This window comes from Mesorhizobium tamadayense, assembly GCF_003863365.1.
In the GTDB taxonomy this organism is placed as follows: domain Bacteria; phylum Pseudomonadota; class Alphaproteobacteria; order Rhizobiales; family Rhizobiaceae; genus Mesorhizobium; species Mesorhizobium tamadayense.
The window spans coordinates 40641-57758 of sequence record NZ_RQXT01000010.1 but is presented as its reverse complement, the minus strand read 5'-3'; the positions used below and the strand labels follow the sequence as shown (position 1 = coordinate 57758).

10 protein-coding genes are annotated in these 17118 nt (G+C 64.7%); 7 read left to right on the top strand and 3 right to left on the bottom strand.

Annotated elements, in window-relative coordinates:
- Nucleotides 1-34: 34 nt before the first annotated feature.
- Nucleotides 35-1324, bottom strand: a complete 1290-nt coding sequence (gene aceA, locus EH240_RS10740) for an isocitrate lyase (RefSeq protein ID WP_124997947.1) — start codon at nt 1322-1324, stop codon at nt 35-37.
- 246 nt (nt 1325-1570) lie between these two features.
- On the opposite strand from aceA, the gene EH240_RS10735 reads away from it, so the two are divergent.
- The 6 genes from EH240_RS10735 to EH240_RS10710 all read left to right on the top strand — a co-directional run bounded on the left by EH240_RS10735 (nt 1571) and on the right by EH240_RS10710 (nt 8585).
- A complete protein-coding gene (locus EH240_RS10735) occupies nt 1571-3019 on the top strand; it encodes a helix-turn-helix domain-containing protein (protein ID WP_124997945.1) in 1449 nt (482 codons plus the stop codon).
- Nucleotides 3020-3189: 170 nt separating this feature from the next.
- A complete protein-coding gene (locus EH240_RS10730; RefSeq protein ID WP_124997943.1) occupies nt 3190-4140 on the top strand; it encodes a DMT family transporter in 951 nt (316 codons plus the stop codon).
- A gap of 343 nt (nt 4141-4483) precedes the next feature.
- A complete protein-coding gene (locus tag EH240_RS10725) occupies nt 4484-5581 on the top strand; it encodes a polyamine ABC transporter substrate-binding protein (protein ID WP_124997941.1) in 1098 nt (365 codons plus the stop codon).
- 77 nt (nt 5582-5658) lie between these two features.
- The gene (locus EH240_RS10720) at nt 5659-6798 is read left to right on the top strand and encodes an ABC transporter ATP-binding protein (RefSeq protein WP_124997939.1); all 1140 of its coding nucleotides are present in this window, start codon (nt 5659-5661) and stop codon (nt 6796-6798) included.
- 9 nt (nt 6799-6807) lie between these two features.
- Nucleotides 6808-7770: an ABC transporter permease subunit gene (locus tag EH240_RS10715; RefSeq protein WP_124997937.1), complete on the top strand. Its 963-nt coding sequence runs from the start codon at nt 6808-6810 to the stop codon at nt 7768-7770.
- Nucleotides 7767-8585, top strand: coding sequence for an ABC transporter permease (locus EH240_RS10710; RefSeq protein WP_124997935.1), 819 nt, complete (start codon nt 7767-7769; stop codon nt 8583-8585). Before EH240_RS10715 ends, EH240_RS10710 begins: the two co-directional genes overlap by 4 nt.
- An 88-nt stretch (nt 8586-8673) precedes the next feature.
- On the opposite strand, the gene EH240_RS10705 is transcribed toward EH240_RS10710, so the two are convergent.
- A complete protein-coding gene (locus tag EH240_RS10705; RefSeq protein WP_124997933.1) occupies nt 8674-10554 on the bottom strand; it encodes an AsmA family protein in 1881 nt (626 codons plus the stop codon).
- A 263-nt stretch (nt 10555-10817) separates the two neighbouring features.
- Here EH240_RS10705 and EH240_RS10700 point away from each other — a divergent pair, with 263 nt between their 5' ends.
- Nucleotides 10818-12776, top strand: a complete 1959-nt coding sequence (locus tag EH240_RS10700) for an acetoacetate--CoA ligase (protein WP_124997931.1) — start codon at nt 10818-10820, stop codon at nt 12774-12776.
- Nucleotides 12777-13040: 264 nt separating this feature from the next.
- On the opposite strand, the gene EH240_RS10695 is transcribed toward EH240_RS10700, so the two are convergent.
- Nucleotides 13041-16937, bottom strand: coding sequence for a PAS domain S-box protein (locus tag EH240_RS10695; protein ID WP_124997929.1), 3897 nt, complete (start codon nt 16935-16937; stop codon nt 13041-13043).
- Nucleotides 16938-17118 lie beyond the last annotated feature (181 nt).

Here is a 17118-nt window from a genome sequence, read left to right as displayed (position 1 = left end):
AGTGCCCTTCGGGCGTTTCCTCTTAATGTTGTCGTCACTCGGCCGCGGGCCTGAACTGGGCGTGCTCGGTCGATTCATGCATGGCGGTGGTGGAGGACCGGCCACCGGTGATCGCCATCGAGACGGCATCGAAATAGCCGGTGCCGACCTCGCGCTGGTGCTTGGTCGCGGTGTAGCCGCGGGCCTCTGCCGCGAACTCGGCTTCCTGCAGTTCCGAATAGGCCGCCATCTGGCGGTCCTTGTAGCCGCGGGCCAGCTCGAACATGCCGAAGTTCAACTGGTGGAAGCCGGCCAGCGTGATGAACTGGAACTTGTAGCCCATGGCGCCGAGTTCCCTCTGGAACTTCGCGATGGTCGCGTCGTCCAGGTTCTTCTTCCAGTTGAACGACGGCGAGCAATTGTAGGCGAGCAGCTTGCCGGGATGATGCTTGCGCACCCCTTCGGCGAACTTCCTTGCCTGCTGAAGATCCGGCTTCGAGGTCTCGCACCAGATCAGGTCCGCATGCGGCGCGTAGGCGACGGCGCGCGCTATGCAGGGCTCGATGCCGTTCCTCACTTGGTAGAAACCTTCGACCGTGCGGCCGGCGTCGTAATCGACGAAAGGCCGGTCGCGCTCGTCGATGTCGGAGGTGAGCAGCTTTGCCGCCTCCGCGTCGGTGCGCGCCACCACCAGCGTCGGCGTGCCCATCACGTCCGCCGCAAGCCGCGCGGCGTTGAGATTGCGGATATGCGCCGCGGTCGGGATCAGCACCTTGCCGCCGAGATGGCCGCACTTCTTCTCCGACGCCAGCTGGTCCTCGTAGTGGACGCCGGCGGCGCCGGCCTCGATGAAGGCCTTCATGATCTCGAAAGCGTTGAGCGGCCCGCCGAAGCCGGCTTCGGCGTCGGCCACGATCGGCGCGAACCATGTCTCGACCGAAAGTCCTTTGCCTTCGGACGTCTCGATCTGGTCGGCGCGCTGCAGCGTGCGGTTGATGCGCTTGACCAGCTCCGGCGCCGCATTGGCCGGATAAAGCGACTGGTCCGGATACATGGCCGACGCGGTGTTCGCGTCGGCCGCGACCTGCCAGCCCGACAGATAGATCGCCTTCAGGCCCGCCCTGACCTGCTGCATGGCCTGGTTGCCGGACATGGCGCCGAGCGCATTGACGAATTCTTCCTCGTGGATGAGCTTCCACAGCCTGCTCGCGCCCATCTCGGCAAGCGTGTGGCGAATCTGGACCGAGCCGCGCAACCGCTTCACATCCTCCGGCGAATAGGGCCGTTCGATGCCGTCGAAACGGCCTTCCGGCGCGGACGGGACGAGGTTGTAAAAATCAGTCATCGGTTGCTCCAGATCGGTTCTGCTTCTTCGGATGGCGCCTTCATGGGTCATTTCGGCGCCGCTGATGTGTGACATCATTTACATTGCGGCGCAAATAGAGCCAGGGAAACCAAGGATTTTCGCAAGAAATAAGAGAAAATCTGTGTTGTGTTTGACAGGCCGACGCTGTAAATTTGTCACGATTGTAAAAGACGGCTGAGCTGCGGCCGCTCGGCTTGGTGTAAAATTTTGTCAAGGATTGCCGATTTGGCCGACCAGAAAATCTTCGCCGGGCCGCGCATCCGCCGGCTTCGCAACGTCAAGGGCCTGACCCAGACGGCGATGGCCGAAGGGCTGGGCATCTCGCCGTCCTACCTCAACCTCATCGAGCGCAACCAGCGGCCGCTGACCGTGCAGCTGATCCTCAGGCTGGCCTCCGTCTACAAGATCGATCCGCATGAGTTGCAGGGCGAGACGAAGGGATCGATCGCGGCGCTGAAGGAAGTGTTCGGCGACCCGCTGCTGTCTGGCGAACTGCCGGGCGACCAGGAGCTGATCGATCTCGCCGAGATTGCTCCGAACGCTTCCGCCGCGATGGTGAAATTGTTCCGCGCCTATCGCGAGCAGGCAGAGCGGCTGTCGGATCTCAATGAGCTCCTGGCGCGGGAGGGCAGGGCGACCGCATTGTCCGGCACGCGCCTGCCGGTCGACGAGGTGCACGAGACCTTCGAGCGTCGGCCGAACCATTTCGCTGCCCTGGAGGAGGAAGCCGAAGCCTTCATCTCGCTGCTCGATCCAGGCGACGACCTGTTCGGCGCGCTGAAGGCCTGGCTGAGGCGTGAGCACGGCATCGTGGCCAAGGTGCTGCCGGTCGCCACCATGCCGAACTGGCGCAGGCGCTACGATCGCCATTCGCAACGCCTGTTCCTGTCCGAGCGGCTCTCCCCCTTCGATCAGCTGCGCGAGGTCGCCATGGAGGCCAGCCTGATGCGCATGACGGTGGCCGTGGCGAGCGAGATCCAGGCGTTGAAGCTAGGCACCGACGAAGCCCGCCGGCTCGCCCGCTTCGAGCTCGGCCGCTACGCAGCGCACGCGCTGATGATGCCCTATCAGGCCTTTCATGCCGCGGCGATCCGCGCCCGCTATGATATCGATGTCTTGCGTTCCCGTTTCGGCGTCTCCTTCGAGCAGGCGGCGAACCGCCTGACCATGCTGCAGCGGCCTGGCGCCTCTGGCGTGCCGTTCTTCATGCTTGAGGTCGACAATGCCGGCAACCGTTTCCGCAAGGCGGGCAGCCTGGGCTATCCTCAAAGCCGTTTCGGCGGCGCCTGCCCGAAGCTTCCTGTGCATGCGGCCTTTTCGCAGCCGGGCCGGATCCTGGTCGAGGCGGTGGAAATGCCCGACGGCGCCGAGTTCCTCTGTATCGCCCGCACGCTCGAAGGGCCGCAAGGCGCCTTCTCCGAGCGGCCGCGGCGCACAGCACTTCTGCTTGGCTGCGACATCGGCTTTCGCGACGAGGTCGTCTACGGCGCGGCGCTGCCCGGACCGTTCGCCGGCAAGGCCGCGCAAGGTACGGCATTCGCAACGCCGGTCGGCCCGGCCTGCAGGCTCTGCGAGCGCGTCGGCTGCCTGGCGCGCGCCGAGCCGCCGGTGACCCGCCCGCTCGGCCTCGACGAGATGGTGACGGGCCTCAGCGCTTTCGATTTCCAGGGATAGTCCCTGCCGCCAGAGCCTGCAGCGTCTCGGCAGGGTGCAAGTCGGCATTGTCCTACATTTCAGCGGATGCTGGATCACGCCTCGCTCCAGCGTTTGCGCTACGCGAATGGGATATAGTCTTGTCGTCCCCGGTGCACCGTGCCGCCCGCAAATCGCTGACAGTCCCGTCCATGACCGATACCGCTTCGCCTCGCGTTGCCTTGCCTGCCGTCTCGCCGCGCGAGGAGCGGATCGGCATGCTGCTGGTCTTCCTGTCGGCGCTGATGTGGAGCTTCGGCGGCACCATCGCCCGCTTCATTCATGCCGGCGATAGCTGGACTGTCGTGTTCTGGCGCTCGCTCTGGGCGGTGGCGTTCCTTATCGCCTTCATGCTCTGGCGCGACGGTTGGCGCGGCACCTTGAAACTCTTCCGCGACATGGGCCTGCCTGGCCTTGGCGTTGCATTCTGCTTTGCCACCGCCTCGACATGCTTCGTCGTGGCGCTCGCCTACACGACGGTCGCCAACATCCTGTTGATGCAGGCCGGCGTTCCGCTGCTGGCGGCCCTGCTCGCCTGGCTGTTGTTTCGCGAACGCGTGAGCCCGGCCACCTGGATCGCCATTGCCGCCGTCATCACGGGCGTCGCCGTCATGGTCTCGGAATCCCTCGGCGGCGTCGTCTCACCGATCGGCGACGGCCTGGCCTTGCTGATCGCCGTGATGTTCTCCTTCGCCACGGTCGTCACCCGGCGCTTCGCCCACGTGCGCATGGTGCCGGCCACCTGCCTCGGTGCCTTGCTTGCCGGCGCGTTCGCCGCCTCGCAGACTTCGGAGTTCGCCGTTTCCGGACGCGACATGGCCTTCCTCTTCGCCTTCGGCGTCCTCAATCTCGGCGTAGGCCTCGCCTTTTTTGCCATGGGAGCGCGGCTCGTTCCGGCGGCCGTTGCGGCGCTGCTCGGCACGTTCGAGCCGATCCTCGGCCCGATCTGGGTCTGGCTGGTCCATGCCGAGGTGCCGTCGGTGCGCACCATCATCGGCGGTGCGGTCGTGGTCACCGCGCTGCTCGTCCATATCGGGTTCGAGTTCAAGCGGCAGACGCGCCCCGAGAGGCCGGGCGTCACCGGCCTGCCGTCCCCCAATTGAAGGCGCGCAAGCTTTGCCATTGACAACCGCGTTGTCGGCCGGGCAGGCTGCGATTACGGCAACAACAAGACAGGCGTATCTTGCCAATTGTTTCTGCCGGCCTGACCGAGGCCGGACCACATCGTCGTATCTCTGCCTACGCCACGGCGAACGCCGTTGACGCCGCTCCGATACCTTACAAGGGTGCGCCGAGGGAGGTCTCTGACCACAACCCGGCAATCGAGCACAGCGCCGGCAGTCGGCGCTTGGCGCCCTCCGGAAAGCTTAATAGCCTGAACAAAACGCCGCCCCGCGCTCACGCCGCGACGGGCCGGCACGGGAACACTCACCAAAGGAGAACATCATGATCCGCAAAGCGCTTTTGCTTTCGGCGACCTCGGCATTGCTGACGCTCTTCACCGCCGGCGGCCACGCCGACGACCGCGTCGTCAACGTCTACAACTGGTCGGATTATATCGACAGCTCGATCATCGACGACTTCACCAAGAAGACCGGCATCAAGGTCGTCTACGACACCTTCGATTCCAACGAGATCCTCGAGACGAAGCTGCTGGCCGGCGGCAGCGGCTACGACGTTGTCGTGCCCAGCGCCAACTTCCTGGCGCGCCAGATCCAGGCCGGCGTGTTCCAGAAGCTCGACAAGTCGAAGCTGCCCAACATCTCCAACATGTGGGATGTCGTTTCCGAGCGCACCGCCAAATACGATCCGAGCAACGAGTACTCGGTCAACTATATGTGGGGCACGGTCGGCCTCGGCTACAACATGAAGAAGGTGCAGGCAGCGCTCGGCACTGACAAGATCGACAGCTGGGATGTGTTCTTCAATCCGGAGAGCCTCGCCAAGTTGAAGGATTGCGGCGTCTATGTGCTGGATTCGCCTGCCGACATCATCCCGGCAGCGCTGAAATATCTCGGGCTCGATCCGAACAGCACCTCGCCCGACGACATCGCCAAGGCCCAGGAGGCGCTGCTGAAGGTCCGGCCCTACATCCGCAAATTCCATTCTTCGGAATACATCAATGCTTTAGCCAACGGCGATATCTGCCTGGCGGTCGGCTGGTCGGGCGACGTCTTCCAGGCGCGCAACCGCGCCGAGGAAGCCAAGCAGGGCGTGGAGATCGGCTATTCGGTGCCGAAGGAAGGCGCCCAGATGTGGTTCGATCAGATGGCGATTCCTGCCGATGCGCCGCATGCCGCCGAAGCGCATGAGTTCATCAACTACATGATGACGCCGGAAGTCATCGCCAAGTCGTCGAACTACGTGCTCTACGCCAACGGCAACAAGGCCTCGCAGCAGTTCGTCGACAAGGCGCTGCTGGAGGACACCGCCGTCTATCCGGACGAGGAGACGACAAAGAAGCTTTATACCGTGCAGCCCTACGATCCCAAGACACAGCGCATCATCACGCGCACCTGGACCAAGATCGTCACCGGCCAATAAGCATCGAGAGGCGAACCCCGGCAGCCAACTGCCGGGGTCGCTTTCTTTTGGTTATCAAGAAGAACCGGAGTGGGGACATGAAATCGCTTGGCAGCATCCGCAGGGATTTCGCGCCATGGACTGATCCGAACGCCAAGCCATATATCCAGTTCGACAAGGTGACCAAGAAGTTCGGCGACTTCACCGCTGTCAACAATCTGTCGCTGACCATTTTCGAGCGCGAGTTCTTCGCGCTGCTTGGCGCCTCGGGCTGCGGCAAGTCGACCTTGCTCAGGATGCTCGCCGGCTTCGAGGAGCCCACCGCGGGGCGCATCCTGCTCGACGGCCAGGATCTGCGCGGCATCCCGCCCTACAGGCGGCCGGTGAACATGATGTTCCAGTCCTACGCGCTGTTCCCGCACATGACGGTGGAGAAGAACATCGCCTTCGGCCTCAAGCAGGAAGGCATGCCCGCGCCCGACATCGAAAAGCGCGTCGCCGAGATGCTGAGGCTGGTCAAGCTCGAGCAGTTCGCCAAGCGCAAGCCGCATCAACTTTCCGGCGGCCAGCGCCAGCGTGTGGCGCTTGCCCGCTCGGTCGCCAAGCGGCCAAAGGTTCTTCTGCTCGACGAGCCGCTCGGCGCGCTCGACAAGAAGCTGCGCGAGGAGACGCAGTTCGAGCTGATGGACCTGCAGCAGGAACTCGGCCTCACTTTCGTGGTCGTCACCCACGACCAGGAGGAAGCCATGACCATGGCCGACCGCATCGCCATCATGGACAAGGGCGAGGTGATGCAGGTGGCGACGCCGGCGGAAATCTATGAGGCTCCGACCTCGCGCTTTGTCGCGCATTTCGTCGGCAATGTGAACCTGTTCGAAGGCAAGGTCGCGGAGCGTTCTGCAAACACGACGCGCATCACCGGCGCGACCGGCGCTGAGATCGTCGTCGACAATGCCGCCAACACCGCCACTGGCGCCGAGATCGTCTTCGCGATCCGGCCGGAGAAGATCAAGGTCTCGTCGAAGAAGCCGGCGGACGCCGTCAACGCGCTGCAAGGGGAGGTCTACGATGTCGCTTATCTCGGCGACATGACTGTCTATCACATCAGGCTGGACGACGGGCAGATGGTGCGGGCAAGCGCGTTGAACGCCTCCCGCGTCACCGAAGACCCACTGACCTGGAACGACCGCGCCTGGGTTTCCTTCCGGCCCGACGCCGGCGTCATTCTGGCAAGGTAGGAGCGGGCTATGACCGACATCGCCGCCGCCGTGTCCCCGTCAGCCGAAACCACCGCATTGCCAAGCAGATTGGCGCAGGGTTTCATCAGCCGCCTCGTCATCATCATTCCCTATCTCTGGCTGCTGTTCTTCTTTCTCGTCCCGTTCATCATCGTCTTCAAGATCTCGCTGTCGCAGACGGCGATCTCGATGCCGCCCTATACGCCCGTGCTCGATTTCGCCGATGGCATTTCCGGGTTCCTCGCGGGATTCCGGGAATTGAACTTCGACAACTACACCTGGCTGACCCAGGACGCGCTCTACTTCAACGCCTATGTGACGAGCGTGATCATCGCGGGCATCTCGACGGTGCTGACGCTGATCGTCGGCTATCCGATCGCCTACGGCATGGCGCGCGCGCCGGCGTCGGTGCGCCCGACCTTGCTGATGCTGGTGATCCTGCCGTTCTGGACCTCGTTCCTGATCCGCGTCTATGCCTGGATCGGTATCCTCAAGCCCGAGGGTCTGCTCAATCAGGTGCTGCTCGCCACCGGCATCATCAGCCAGCCGCTGATCATCCTCAACACCTACACGGCGATCTTCATCGGCATCGTCTATTCCTACCTGCCCTTCATGGTGCTGCCGCTCTATTCGTCGCTCGAGAAGATGGACTATTCGCTGATCGAGGCGGCAAAGGATCTCGGCTGCCCGCCGACCAGCGCTTTCTGGAAGATCACCTTCCCGCTGTCGCTGCCGGGCGTGATCGCCGGCTGCCTGCTGGTGTTCATCCCCGCGGTCGGCGAGTTCGTCATTCCCGACCTGCTCGGCGGCTCGCAGACGCTGATGATCGGCAAGACGTTGTGGAATGAGTTCTTCGCCAATCGCGACTGGCCGGTGTCGTCGGCCGTGGCCGTCATTCTTTTGCTGCTGCTGATCGTGCCGATCATGTTCTTCCAGCGGGCCCAGGCGCGCGCCCAGGAGCAGGACAAATGAACGCCACCTGGAGCCGCTTTAACATCACCTCGATCGTGCTGGGCTTTGCCTTCCTCTATCTGCCGATCGTGCTGCTCATCGTCTTTTCCTTCAACGAATCGAAGCTGGTCACCGTCTGGGGCGGCTTCTCGACCAAATGGTACGTGTCGCTGTTCCACAACCAGGGCTTGATGGACGCCACCTGGGTGACGGCCCGCGTCGGCGTCATCTCGGCCACCGTGGCGACCGTGCTCGGCACGCTGGCGGCGATCACCTTGACCCGCTACACGCGCTTTAAGGGGCGGGTGCTGTTTTCCGGCATGGTCTTTGCGCCGCTGGTCATGCCGGAAGTCATCACCGGCCTGTCGCTGCTGCTGCTCTTCGTTGCCGTCGGGCTCGACCGCGGCTTCTTCACGGTCACGCTCGCCCACATCACCTTCACCATGTGCTTCGTGGCCGTCGTCGTGCAGTCGCGCCTGGTCTCCTTCGACCGCTCGCTGGAGGAAGCCGCCATGGACCTCGGCGCGCCGCCGGTGAAGACTTTCTTCCAGATCACCCTGCCGGTCATCATGCCGGCCATCATCTCCGGCTGGATGCTGGCATTCACGCTCTCGCTCGACGATCTGGTCATCGCCAGCTTCACCTCCGGCCCGGGCGCCACGACGCTGCCGATGAAGATCTACAGCCAGGTGCGCCTCGGCGTGACGCCGGAGATCAACGCCGCCTGCACCATCCTGATCGCCGTGGTCGCGATCGGCGTCATCATTGCCTCGATCGCCAACAAGCGCCGCGAGGTGCAGCGCCAGCGCGACGAGCAGGCGGCGCAGCGCGGATAAGGAACAAAGGACGGGCGCTGCTTGCGCCTCGTTCTTCTTGTGCAATCCCTGTCGGAAAGCCGCTGCGCGCTTTTTGCAGGAAATTGCTTTATTGGCCCGAAACGCCGCGGCTGATCGGCGAGATGAACGGCGTGCTCCAATTGCCGCCGACGAAGAACAACGACTGGTTCGGTGCTGGGGGTGCAGGGTTGGCGGCCTGGCCGTTGTTGGCCAGCTGCTGTTGCGGAGGCTGTCCGTTCGGGATGATGCCGCCGGAGAGCGCCAGCCCGCGCCCGGTATAGGAGGCGATGCCGGAAAGCCAGATCTTGTACTTCTGTGCATTGACCTCGGCCTTGTCCAGCCGCGCCACGCCTTTCGAGATGCTCGCCTTGATCTCGGCGCCGTCGATCGGCAGCGAACCGTCGGCGACGTCGTCGAGGGCGAAGAATCCGCCCTGTTCGTTGCGCTTGAGAAAGGCAGGCAGGTTGAGCCCGTTGAGCGAGCCCGGCCCGAACGTTGCCGAGAAGGATCCGTCGGCGTTCTCGAAGATCGAGTCCCAGGCCTTGCCCGGCCCCTTGAGGATGACCGAGACGGTTCCGGTGCCGGCCGGCACCAGCCGCGTCATCCCCGCCGCGGTGGCGAAGGCGCCGGTGTCGACGTCCGACGCCAAAAGCCGCAATTCGACCTGGGTGCCATCCGGCTTGCGGTCGAAACGCAGGCTGCTCTGGATGTTGCCGTTAAAGGCCGAGGCGTCGGAGATGTCGAAGACGGCAAGCCCGTTCTTGACCTGCGCGGTCGCGGCGACGTCGGCGAGCTGTATCGGGCCGACGCTGGCGTGCGCGGCCGACAACCTAAGATCGAGGTTGATCTTGTCGGCGAAGCTGGTGTCGATCTCGCCGGGGCCTGCTTCGCCGGCGGGAGCGATCGGCGTGAAGGCGGAAAGGAACGATCGCAGATCGAGCGTGTCGAAGGCAAGCGTGCCGGAAATGACGGGCAGGGCCTCGCTGAACGAAAAGTCCAGCGCTCCCATGCCGGGGTTGTTGTCCAGCGCCACTGTCGTGTTCTCGAATTTCGCTCGTCCCGCCGACGCCGTCACCTTGCTCGCGACCGAGACAGATCCGATCGCGGCGCCAGGCGCGATGCCGGCCTGCGACCATTCAAGCAGGCGCCGCAGCGAAGGAGCGGCGAATTTGGCCTGCCCATCCAAATAGGCGTTCTCCGACATGGATGCCACGCCGTCGAAGGAGAGCGTCCCGGGCGCAGCCTTGAAGGCAAGCGTGACGGGCGCGGTGCCTCCGGCAAACAGCACAAGCGGTCTCGCCGAGGAAAAATCGATCTGCACGCTCTCGCCGCGCCAGATACCGGTCGCCGTGAGCGTGGCTTCGCTGTTCATGGCCGCCCAGTTGACCTGGCCGCTGAGGCTGCTCAGGATCTCGATGTCCTTGCCGCCCGCCGTGGTCACGACGCGGCCGTCGCGGAACTCGACGGTGCCGAACGGATCGGAAGGCAGTCTGCCGAGATCGGGCTTTTGCGGGTTCGCGGTGACCACACCGCGCGCCGTGTCGATCGAGCGCGTGATGCGGCCGCCGGTCGGCCGCGGCGGCAGATAGAGGCCGCTCGCCGTGCGCTCGACCCTGATGGTCGGCCGCACCAGCCTTGCCGTCGAGAATTGGACGTCGCCCTGCAAGGCGGCCATGGCGGAGAGGTCTACTTCGACGCGCTCGGCTTCGACCACCGGCGGCGTGTCGGTTTCTGTCCATTGCGACAGCGTCACATCGCTGAGGATTGCCCGGAAGTTCGGCCACACCTCGATGCGCGGCGAACCGTCTATCGTGACCCGGAAGCCGCTCCAGGCGCTCAACTCCCAGGCGATGCGGTCGCGCACGATGCGGGTCGAGGCAATCAGCGGCAGCGCGGCGAGGGCAAGCGCGATGATCAACACTGCGACGCCGATCACCCATACCCCTCGCCGGATCAAAGATGATCGCATTTCGCCCCGTATGTTCCCATTGCCGACAAATCGTCCGACGGGTGTAACCGAGCGCTGACGCTTTTCAAGTCTTTATGGCCCTGCGATGGCGTTTGGGGCGCGTCTTTGCCGGCCATTCCAACAAAATCTTGCTCTGCTGCGTTGCGGTATGCATAAGCGATAGACCCGTCCGGCCCGCAAACGCCACGCCGGTTTTGGGACAACGACGTAGGCGACATCAGGCTTAACTGCCGCAATCGCGACGCGCTTTGGGAGGAACGATGATGGCCGCCGACACCCCCTTATGGACGCCGACGCAGGACCAGATCGCCTCCGCGCCGATGACCGCCTTCATGAAGGCTGCCGCTGCGAAGTCAGGCGAGGCTTTCTCCAGCTACGCCGAGCTCCACCGCTGGTCGATCGACGATCGCGGGGCGTTCTGGAGCCTGGTCTGGGATTTTTGCGGGCTTGTCGGCGACAAGGGCGAGCGGGCTCTGGTCGATGGCGACAAGATGCCGGGCGCGGCCTTCTTTCCGGACGCGAAACTCAATTTCGCCGAGAACCTCCTGAAGAAGACCGGCGGCGGGCTTGCAATCGTCTTTCGCGGCGAGGACAAGGTCGAGCGCCGGCTGTCGTGGAATGAGCTTCATGCGCTCACCTCGCGCCTGCAGCAGCTCTTCCTGTCGCTTGGGGTCAAGCAGGGCGACCGCATCGCCGCCATGATGCCCAACATGCCCGAGACCGTCGCCGCGATGCTTGCTGCGGCCTCGATCGGCGCGGTCTGGTCCTCCTGCTCGCCCGATTTCGGCGAACAGGGCGTGCTCGACCGCTTTGGCCAGATCGAGCCGGTCGTCTTCATCGCGCCCGACGGTTACTGGTACAACGGCAAGGCCATCGAGGTCGCCGACAAGGTCCGGGCGGCGGCCCAGAAGCTCGCGACCGTGCGCAAGGTTCTGATCGTCGATTATTTGGGTACGTCCTCCGATGTCGCCGCCACCATCGACAAGGCAGTGGCGCTGGAAGAAGCACTTTCGCCCTTCGCCGCCAGGACGCTCGCCTTCGAGCGGCTGCCGTTCTCGCACCCGCTCTACATCCTGTTCTCCTCCGGCACGACCGGAATCCCGAAATGCATCGTGCACTCGGCCGGCGGCACGCTGATCCAGCACGTCAAGGAACAGCGGCTGCACGCCGGCCTGCTCGACGGCGACCGCTTCTTCTACTTCACCACCTGCGGCTGGATGATGTGGAACTGGCTAGTCTCGGGCCTCGCCTCGGGGGCGACGCTTCTGCTTTATGACGGCTCGCCCTTCTATCCCGACGGCAATGCGCTGTTCGATTTCGCCGATGCCGAGAAGATGACCTATTTCGGCACCTCGGCGAAATTCATCGATTCCGTGCGCAAGGCAGGGCTGAAGCCCATCAAGAGCCATGACCTCGAAAGCGTGCGCACCATCTCGTCCACCGGTTCGCCGCTGTCGCCGGAGGATTTCCGCTTTGTCTATGACGGCATCAAGAAGGACGTGCATCTGGCCTCGATCTCCGGCGGCACCGATATCGTTTCCTGCTTCGTGCTGGGTGTGCCGACGGAGCCGGTCTGGACGGGAGAGATCCAGGGACCCGGCCTCGGCCTGGCGGTCGATGTCTGGGACGACGACGGCAAGCCGGTGTGGCAGGAGAAGGGCGAGCTCGTCTGCACGAAAGCCTTCCCGTCGATGCCGATCGGCTTCTGGAACGACCCGGAAGGCAAGAAGTATCACGCGGCCTATTTCGAGCGTTTCGACAATATCTGGTGCCATGGCGACTTCGCCGAATGGACGGTCCGTGGCGGCATGATCATCCACGGCCGCTCCGACGCCACGCTCAATCCGGGCGGGGTGAGGATAGGCACGGCCGAGATCTACAACCAGGTCGAGCAGATGCCGGAGATCCTGGAGGCGCTCTGCATCGGCCAGGATTTCGACAATGACGTGCGTGTCGTGCTGTTCGTGCGGCTGGCCGCCGGGGTGAGCCTCGACGAGGATCTGGAAAAGCGCATCCGCGCCCGGATCCGCAGCGGCGCCAGCCCCCGCCATGTGCCGGCCAAGATCGTTGCCGTCACCGACATTCCAAGGACAAAATCCGGCAAGATCACCGAGCTTGCCGTGCGCGACGTGGTCCACGGCCGCGCCGTCAAGAACAAGGAAGCGCTCGCCAATCCCGAGGCGCTGGAGCTGTTCAGGAACCTGCCGGAACTGGCGGATTAGGCCAACCCGGCATGGTTAAGGAATAGTTTCGGCCGAATTTACCTAGATTTCACGAGTGGTACACATTCGTAAATTTTTTCAGGCGCCGGTAAGGACTTGTTAAGGGACGGCGCCGATAGTCGCGTCTAACTTGAGGGAGAAATCCCGTTCCTCGTCCCCTGAGGATCAGATTCGCTCAAGTCCCCGTTGTGACAGCAATCCCATCTTTCAAGGCGTCCACTGGACGCCTTTTTTCTTTTCCGAAGCCGCGAGCGCCGGCCGGAATTATTCGGCCAGCACCCGCGTCGAGGGGAAGGCGATCTCGACCAGCGTGCCTTCGCCGGGCGTCGAGGCGATGGTGAAGCGGGCACGATTGGCCTCCACCATCGCCTTGGTCAGCGGCAGCCCGAGGCCGGTGCCGTCGCCGCGCCCGCGTTTCAGCGCATTGATCTGCTTGAACGGCTTCAGCGCCTGCTCGACCTCAGCCGGGGTCATGCCGATGCCGGTGTCGCGCACGCGCATGACGACGTCGCCGGAGGCCTCGTAGGCGGTGGACACGATCACCTGTCCGCCGGCCTGCGTGTAGCGGATGGCATTGGACAGGATGTTCAGCGCGATCTGGCGCACGCTTCTCAAGTCCGCCACCACTTCCGGCAGCCGTGAGGCGAAGCTCGAGCGGATGATGACGCGCTCACGGTTGGCCTGCGGCTGCATCATCGCCACCGTTTCGGCCAGCGTGTCGTTGAGCGACACGGCCTCGTAGGCCATCTCCTGCTGGCCGGCTTCGATCTTGGAGATGTCGAGCAGGTCGTTGACGAGGTCGAGCACGTGATTGCCGGAGCGGTTGATGTCGCGCAGGTAGTCGCGGTAGCGGTCGTTGGCGACCGGGCCGAACTTCTCGTCCACCATCAGTTCGGAAAAACCGATGATGGCGTTGAGCGGCGTACGGATCTCATGGCTGATGCGGGCGAGGAAATCCGTCTTCTGCGAGGAGGCGCGCTCGGCCACGGCGCGGGCCTGGGTAAGGTCTTCCTCGGCCCGTTTCCACTGCGTGATGTCGCGCACGACGGCACAGAAGCCGCTTTCGTTGGGCAGGCTGCCGATGGTCATGAACAGCGGGATGAAGCGCCCCTGCGCCTCGCGGCCGATGACCTCGCGCCCGTCGTTGAGGACGCTCGCCACACCTGGTTCGGAAAGGCCGGCGAGATAGTCGCGCGCCGCGCGCTGGCTCTCTATGGCGAACAGCGAGGCAAAGGGCTTGCCTGCGATCTCGTCGCTGTCGAAGCCGAACAGCGCCTCCGCCGGCCGGCTGATCGAACGGATATTGCCGTCGCGGCCGATCAGCACCACGCCGTCGGTGGCGGTGTCGATGATGGTGCGCATTTCGGCGATGCGCGACTTCAGCTCGGAAACATCCGGCTGCTGGCTCGGCTCGTCATTCGCGGCGCTGAAATGCGCCGCGGGCGCCTCGTCCTCGCCCGAGCGGCGCACCACCAGCATCAGCGCCTTGCCGCCGCGCCACGGCACGGAACGCAGGAGCGCATCGATCGGGAATTCCTGGCCCTGGCGAGTCTGAAGCTTCAAGGAACGGTCGCTTTCGTCGGCCTCGCCACCGTCGGCGTAATGGTCGGCGAACAGCGCGCCGAGCCCGCCGGCATCGGCGAGGTCTTTCAGCGCGTCGTAGCCGGTGAGCTCGAGGAACGCCTCATTGGCATAATGCAGCACATCGCCGGAATGGATGAGCAGCGGCACAGGCAGCCTGGCGAGGATGGAGGTATCGGGCGCCCTGCCTTCCTCCCCGGTGGAGAAAGCCGACGGCACGAAGCCTTCAAGCTTGAGCGTCGGCGCCTTGAGGCGCGGCCGTTCCGGCGGCGCCGCTTTCGGCTCGGCGGGCTGTCCAGCTTCGGGCAGGGCGCTGTCGGAGCCGGCCCAGTCCTCGCTGTCTTGCGCATCGCGAAAATCGTCGGCGGTCATGCTGTCGTCATCTGCGCCTGCGTCAGCGGCAGGCGCCTCGGCCGGCCGTTCATCCTTCGGCTCGGCCCCCTTATCCGTCGCTTTGGTTTGGCGGGTCTCTGGATGCGGCGCTTGGCTCGCGGCATAGTTGAGCAGCGAACCGGACGCGGGTGGCGTCTCGTCTTCCCCAACGGCCGCCTCGGAAGCGTCGTCGATGCCGTCGAGCCGAGCCAGGTCCTTCTGATCTTCCGCCTCGGTCTCCGCCTCCGCCGTTTCGATGGCCTCGGCCCGCGTTTCGTTATCGTCGCGCGCGGTGGGCCCCTGCCCGGTCCGTTGAGGCGCCGTCAGATCGGATTCGCCGGCCGTCCTCTCGCTGGCCTTCGGTTGCTCGGCTCCGGCACCGGCCTTGTCGGCGGCTGAAGTCGCATCGGCTTGCTTTTCCGTGCTGCCGGCCGGCGGCTCGGCCGGGCTGGAACTGTCCTTCCGCAGCCGCTCGCCGATCTCGCGAAAGGCGCTGCGCTCGAGGATCGACAGGCCCCTCTCGCTTCCTGGCTTATCGCTTCCCGGCTTGCCGGTTCCCGGCTGCTTGTCATTGGCTGGCTGCCTGTGCTCGGCCAGCCGGATCACCTTGTCGGCATAGCGCCGCTCCGGCTTCGGCACGATCGTCAGCGCCGGCACTTCGCCCAGGAACGGGTCGGCAGGCTTCGGTGGCTCGGTCGCCGGTTGCTCGGCTGCAGGTTCGGATTCGGTCGGTGCGGCGCCGTTGGGCACAAGCGCCTTGCCGAGCGCTTCCGGGTCGACAACCGCGTCGGCGCTGCGCGCGACGCCGAAGCCGCGAAATCCCTCGAAGGCGCGGCTGCGGCCATAGACCGGCAGCGCCGCAAGATCGACCGGGATCTTCAGGTCCGTGCCGGCCACCGGCCAAAGCACCGAGCGCCCGGACCAGGTATCGCGCCGTTCGAGCAGGGTGGCGATCTCGCCCGATGCGTCGAGACCGAAAGTGGTGGCGACGTCCCTGAAGCGGCGGCCGATCACATCGGCGGCCGCCTTGCCGACAATGTCGGCGAATTCCGGCGACAGCGCGCTGAACCTGCCTTCGGCATCAGTGCGCCAGACGAAACGCAGCGGCGGCGCCGAACGGTCGATGTTGCGGGCCGCGGTCGGCTCTGCCGCCGCCGTTTCGGCGATATCCTGCCGGCTTTCGGCCGCGGCGTCCGTCGGTTTGGCCTGTGCCGGCGTCTCCGGCCGTCTCACATCGTCGCCGCCGGCGTTGAAATACCAATGGTCATGCTGAGCGGGGCCGGCATCGGCTGCCTGCCTGCCTGCCTCGGCAGCATCCGGTGGATGGTCGGCCCTGGGCGCGGTTTTTTCCGTCGGCTGGGCGCCGTCCGCAGCCGTCGCCGGGACCGTGTCCGCCTTTTCACGCGCTGTCACCGCCGGGGCCCGGGTATCGTTCTCCCGGGCCGGCTCGGCTTCAGCGGCGGTACTCTTGTCTTCGGAGATGGTGGGCGCGCTTTCCGGCGCTGCCGCGCGATCGCCGTCAGGCTGGTCGTCCTGCTGGCCGTCGAGCTGGTCTTCGTCGATCACCACCAGGAGATGGCGCGCGTCGGTCAATCGTGCAAAGCCGGCCGGGTAGGAGGTGCTTGCGCCCGGAACAAGCCGCTTGACGATACGGTCCTCCGCGCTCGCCACGTCCGCGACCAAGGCAGCCAACGTCTCCGGCCTGATGCCGAGCGCCGCAAAACCCTCCGAAGCGGCCTCGACATGGCCTTGGGCGTCGACGAAGGCGATGAAATGTCCGGCCTCGGTGAGGCCGCCGATGGCGCGGCTGGCGATTTCGGCAGCGCTGCGCGAGCCGGTCTGCGCCGCAGGCATCGCCAGCATGATCGCCCTTTCGCCGTCCGGCATCGTCACCGCGCTGGCGAGCAACCCGACGGCGCGGCTCACCATGCCGGTCGCCAGCCTAACAGTGACGGCGCGGTCGGTGCCGATTTCCGGAAAGCCGCTGGTCGCCATGATCTGCCGCCTGGCGATCAGCGGCAGCCGCGCCGAGGCGCCGATGATGGCCTCGATATCCGGATAGCCGAACACCGCAGCACCTGGCCCGTTGGCCCAGATCACCTGCTCGAGGTCGGCCGACAATATGGCCAGCGCGTCGCCGGCGGCGAAGCGCTGGCGCACCGCGTCGAGCACGGCGACGTCGAGGAAGGAGTAGTTTTCAGGCGGCATGCGCTGGCGAACCCTCCGGAATCGGGCGTTTCTGTTAACGCTTTGTTAATAAAAGCGTACGGGGCGAAGGTCCACAAGCCATGCCGTGCAACGACCGAAATCTCTGGGCTCGTGGTTAATGGCAGGGCGATTTTTATGGTGCAGTGCAACAAAGATATTGCAATGCACAAAAAATGCCTTT